The 4,423-nt window shown below is 62.4% G+C and carries 4 protein-coding genes and 1 pseudogene; 2 read left to right on the plus strand and 3 right to left on the minus strand.

What is annotated here, in order from left to right:
- Positions 1 to 157 precede the first annotated feature (157 nt).
- Together ASF25_RS22970 and ASF25_RS17390 are read left to right on the plus strand one after the other, a co-directional pair.
- Positions 158 to 421 (plus strand): hypothetical protein, encoded by a 264-nt coding sequence (locus tag ASF25_RS22970; RefSeq protein ID WP_156369052.1) that lies wholly within the window; start codon positions 158 to 160, stop codon positions 419 to 421.
- Positions 418 to 744, plus strand: a complete 327-nt coding sequence (locus ASF25_RS17390) for a type II toxin-antitoxin system MqsA family antitoxin (protein WP_056306162.1) — start codon at positions 418 to 420, stop codon at positions 742 to 744. Before ASF25_RS22970 ends, ASF25_RS17390 begins: the two co-directional genes overlap by 4 nt.
- Before the next feature lie 58 nt (positions 745 to 802).
- Here ASF25_RS17390 and ASF25_RS17395 read toward each other — a convergent pair whose 3' ends face one another.
- The 3 genes and pseudogenes from ASF25_RS17395 to ASF25_RS17400 form a co-directional block, all read right to left on the minus strand.
- The gene (locus tag ASF25_RS17395) at positions 803 to 3,271 is read right to left on the minus strand and encodes a DEAD/DEAH box helicase family protein (protein WP_200927315.1); all 2,469 of its coding nucleotides are present in this window, start codon (positions 3,269 to 3,271) and stop codon (positions 803 to 805) included.
- Positions 3,171 to 3,926, minus strand: a complete 756-nt coding sequence (locus ASF25_RS23275) for a type I restriction endonuclease (RefSeq protein WP_200927316.1) — start codon at positions 3,924 to 3,926, stop codon at positions 3,171 to 3,173. Before ASF25_RS23275 ends, ASF25_RS17395 begins: the two co-directional genes overlap by 101 nt.
- Positions 3,923 to 4,423 (minus strand): annotated as a pseudogene (locus tag ASF25_RS17400) (hypothetical protein); the annotation flags it as partial. The pseudogene ASF25_RS17400 and the gene ASF25_RS23275, both read right to left, overlap by 4 nt.

The raw sequence follows: 4,423 nt of genomic DNA on the forward strand, positions 1-4,423 counted from the left end.
CCCTGCGAGACCAGGACATCTACCTGCCGCAGCTTGGCGACGATCTCTTCAGCCGTATGATTCTTCCGTCCCATAAAAACATCCTCCAAATGACCCAAGGCCATACATCAGGAAGGACCACTTTTCAGGGGGCAGGCCAGGGCTCGACGAGACGGTCGTGACCGAGATCGAGGCGATGATCGTCAGAGCTCCTGACGCCCACCCCATGATCAAGGGCTTGCGAGGGGCGCGGAAGGCTCGCTTTCCGCTTCCAGGCAGGGGCGAGAGCGGGGGCGGCCGCATGATCTACTACGTCGCGATCGCGCCCGGCGTGCTGTTCATGATGACGGCCTACCCGAAGAACGAGTGGGATGATCTGTCGCCGGAGCAGCGCAAGGCGATCCTCGAAGCGATCGCGAGCATCAAAGGAGTCGAGCCATGACGCGCAGCACACAGCAGGACGCCAGCTCTCGCGTCGGTGACGACCTAGTCGAGGCATTTCAGGAGATGGCCGCCTATCTGCGCGGTGAGGTCGAAGCCGAGAGCTACGAGCTTCCAGATGACCTCATTACACCGGAGCGTGTGAAGGCGATCCGGCGGAAAGTAGCCGCGTCGACGAAGGAATTCGAGCAGCAGTTCCGGATCTCAGCGCGGACCATGGAATCCTACGAGCAGGGACGCCGTCGGCCTGATGCGGCGATGCAGGCGCTCCTACGTGTCATCGATCGCGAGCCTGACGCTGTGCGTCGAGCCCTGGGATCTTGATCTCATGGAGCTGCGCAGCCACCAAGCGCCTTGAAGAGGCCGAGACGGCTACAAGGAATCATGCCCCCGCCTGCGTATCACCTGCACGCGTTCGCAACGCCTCGTAGAGTTGGGCAGGCCCGAGCAGCACGTCCTTCAGGCCGTCACGCACCTTCTCCGAGTCGAGCGCTTGCTTGCTCAGCGAAGCGTGGGCCTCGAAGGCGTCGATGATAGCGTTCATCAGCTCGGCTCGCAGTGTGGGCGAGTTGTCGAACTGGGCTTTCGTATTGTTCGCTGCCTGGGTGGCCAGCGTATCGGACTCGAGCATTTTGTCGCGTAGCGTCGTAACGTAGCTGAGCTGATCACCCTCGGTGGTGTCACCGCCGAAGAGATCGTTCACCCGTTCGATAATTGCGGCGAGGAGTGCCTTTTCCTTCTCCTGGACCGAACCCGAGCCCATGCCCGTCATCGGTGTGAGTTTAGTCTCGTCGCGCCCAGAGACGTCGAGCCGACGCTGACCTTCGTTCCTGAGGTTATGGTGGGTGAGCGCGACCTTTGAGAGATCGATGCCTTCGCGCTCCCGCCCGAACTCCAACAGCGGGACGAGACGCTTGTAAAACAAGAAGCGTTTCTCGACGGCGGTGTTGGCGTAGTCGAAGATCTGCGACAGGAAGCTGTAGGCACTCTGATAGGCGGCCATATCGCTCTTGAAGAGGAAGAGCACGTTGAGCTCGTCTTGGGCGTCGCTCGTGCCTTGAGCATCTCCTTGCTCGCCGGCGCTCAAAAGCCGCCCCTGGGCCGCCTTGAAGCGCTTGAGCAGGCGATCTGCGACCGGCTCAATGGCCGCGATCAGGTCGCCCTGCTTCGCATTCGAGTTCATTTCCACCGCTGCGACACGGTCAACCTCGAACTCGTCATAGTGACCACTCGCGTCGAGCTTGGCCTTGAGATCGAGCACGATGTTCGGGTCGGTGACGCCCTCGAGCTCCGCCGTGTCGTAGTAGGTGCGGAACGCGGTGAGGATCTCCTCGGAGGAGTTCACGAAATCGAGGACGTAGGTGGTGTCCTTGCCTGGGTGAGCACGGTTCAAGCGCGACAGCGTCTGCACGGCCTGAATTCCGCCGAGTCTACGATCGACATACATGCCGCAAAGCAACGGCTGGTCGAAGCCGGTCTGGAATTTGTTGGCGACGAGCAGAAGGTGGTAGTCGGTGGTGCCGAAAGCCTCGCGAATGTCTCGTCCCTTGAGGCCGGGGTTCAGGGATGCGCTGCTCTCCGTGAAGGGCTCGTCGCTCGACTCTCGATCGTTCACCTCACCCGAGAACGCGGCGAGCGTGCCGAGATTGTAGCCCTTGGACTTGATGTAGCTGTCGATCGCGAGCTTCCAACGCACCGCCTCGATGCGGCTCGCCAGCACCACCATCGCCTTGGCCTTACCCTCAAGCAGCAGCTGCACGTTCTCGCGGAAATGCTCGACGACGATCTCGACCTTTTTCGCGATGTTGTAGGGGTGGAGCCGGACCCAGCGCATGATGCCCTTGAGAGCGGCGCTGCGCTCGACCTCCTGCTCGTCCCACTCCTGGCCCTCGTTCGCGAGGCGGAAGGCAAGCCGGTAGGGCGTGTAATTCTTCAGCACGTCGAGGATGAAGCCCTCTTCGATCGCTTGCCGCATCGAATAGACGTGGAAGGCTGCCGGCAGATTGCCCGGACCGGGCTGCTGATCCGGGTGAGGTCGCCGGCCAAAAGTCTCGAGGGTCTTGGCTTTCGGCGTCGCTGTGAAGGCCACGTAGGTGAGGCCGATCTCGCCCGCCCGCGCGGCCATCTGCGCGGAGAGGATGTCCTCGGCGCTCATTTCGCCGCCATCTTGCAGTTCGGCGATCTCTTGCGGCGAGAGAAGCTGCTTGAGCTTGTTGGCAGCCTCTCCGGTCTGCGAGCTATGCGCCTCGTCGGCGATGACAGCGAAGCGCTTGCCTTCCGTCGCCGCAAGGTCGCGCACCGCCTCGAGCGCGAAGGGGAATATCTGGATGGTGCAGACGATGATCTTCTTGCCCTGCGCCAGCGCCTCGGCAAGCTGTCCGCTTTTGGCGCTGCCCTCGCTCCGGATGGTCGCTACCACACCGGCGGTGCGCTGGAAGCCGAAGAGCGCGTCCTGAAGCTGCGAGTCGATCACGTTGCGATCAGAGACGACGATCACCGTCGAGAAAATCTTGCTGTCCGCTTCGTCGTGCAAGTCTGCGAGGAAGTGCGCCGTCCAGGCGATCGAGTTAGTTTTGCCCGAGCCGGCCGAGTGTTGGATCAGGTATTTGCCGCCCGCTCCCTCCGCGCGCACTGCAGCGGCGAGCTTCCGGGTCGCATCGAGCTGATGATAGCGCGGGAATATCAGGCCGTTGATCGCGTGCTTGGCATCACGCTGGGCGACCAGGTAACGGCCGATGATCTCCAGCCAGCTATCCCGCTCGAACACCTCCTCCCACAGATAGGCGGTGCGATGCCCATTCGGGTTCACCGGGTTGCCGGCGCCACCATGGTCTCCCTTGTTGAATGGCAAGAAGCGTGTCGGGGGGGCCGGCGAGCTTCGTTGTCATGTGCACTTCGGTATTGCTGACTGCGAAGTGCACGAGTGCGCCGCTGGGGAAGGACAGCAGCGGCTCGGGCGTCTGACCCTTCGGCCGCGGTAGTCGGTCGAAGCGATACTGGTCGATGGCGTCCGTGACCGACTGGGTGAAGTCCGTCTTGAGCTCGATGGTTGCGACTGGCACGCCGTTCAGGAACAACGCGAGGTCGATGCAGTTTTCGTTCGTCGTCGAGTAGCGGAGCTGGCGGACGACGCGAAGCCGGTTCGCCTGATAGGCTGCGAGGATGTCGGGATTCTTGCCGAAGGCGGGGCGGAATTGCGCCAGCGTGACGAGCCCGCGCACGCCGGCCATTTCGACGCCGTGGCGTATGACATGGAGAGCGCCGAGGTTATCGATCTGCTTGCGCACACGGTCGAGCAGCGCCGCTTCGGCGCTGGCGCCATGGCTACGGGTAAGCGCCTCCCAGATCTTCAGCTGGGTCTCCTGGACCAAGGCTAAGAGGTCGGCCGGGAACAAGGCGCGGGCGCGGTCGTAATGCGCGGCGCTGCCTGGCTCGTAGATCCAGCCTTGCGCCTCAAGGTGGGCGCAGATTTCATTCTCGAAGCTGTTCTCCTTGTGCAGGCTCATGCGAACAGCCTCCCGGTCGAGGTCCTCGGTCCGCCCCCCGTCGGCACGAGATGATGGCGGCGCATCCAGCCAAGCCACGTATGAAGTTCGGACATACCGAATTTCTTGGCCTTTTCGGGGTGCCACTCGGAAAGGACGGCGAGAACGATCTCCATGTCCGGTGGTGTTTCGCCGTCGATCAGCGCATCGTTCCACACCGCATAAAGCGTCGCCACTGCCTCAGCGCCCTTCGTATCGATTGTGCCGATGTCCTCGATCAGCTTGTCGAATTTGGCAGCGCGCGCTCCGAGCAGCAGTGCGAGGTCCTGCCCGTGTGCGCCGCGGCGATCACCGAGCTGGTAGGAGACGGCCGAGCCTACGCCATCGGGCTGTTCTACCCGGATGTGGTCAGCCCCCATTGAAGTGGTCCGCTCTTTGGTATGGCTTTTGAGCCTGGAGGACGGACAAGATGGCAAAGCACCCGAAGCCCGAGGAGATCGTTGCCAAGCTACGGCAGG

The organism is Methylobacterium sp. Leaf100, from assembly GCF_001422845.1.
Lineage (GTDB): Bacteria > Pseudomonadota > Alphaproteobacteria > Rhizobiales > Beijerinckiaceae > Methylobacterium.

What these genes read in the sequence shown, in the direction of transcription:
- ASF25_RS17390 (WP_056306162.1), top strand. Translation starts at nt 418, where the DNA reads ATGACGCGCAGCACACAGCAGGACGCCAGCTCTCGCGTCGGTGACGAC.
- ASF25_RS23275 (WP_200927316.1), bottom strand. Translation starts at nt 3,926, where the DNA reads ATGAGCCTGCACAAGGAGAACAGCTTCGAGAATGAAATCTGCGCCCAC.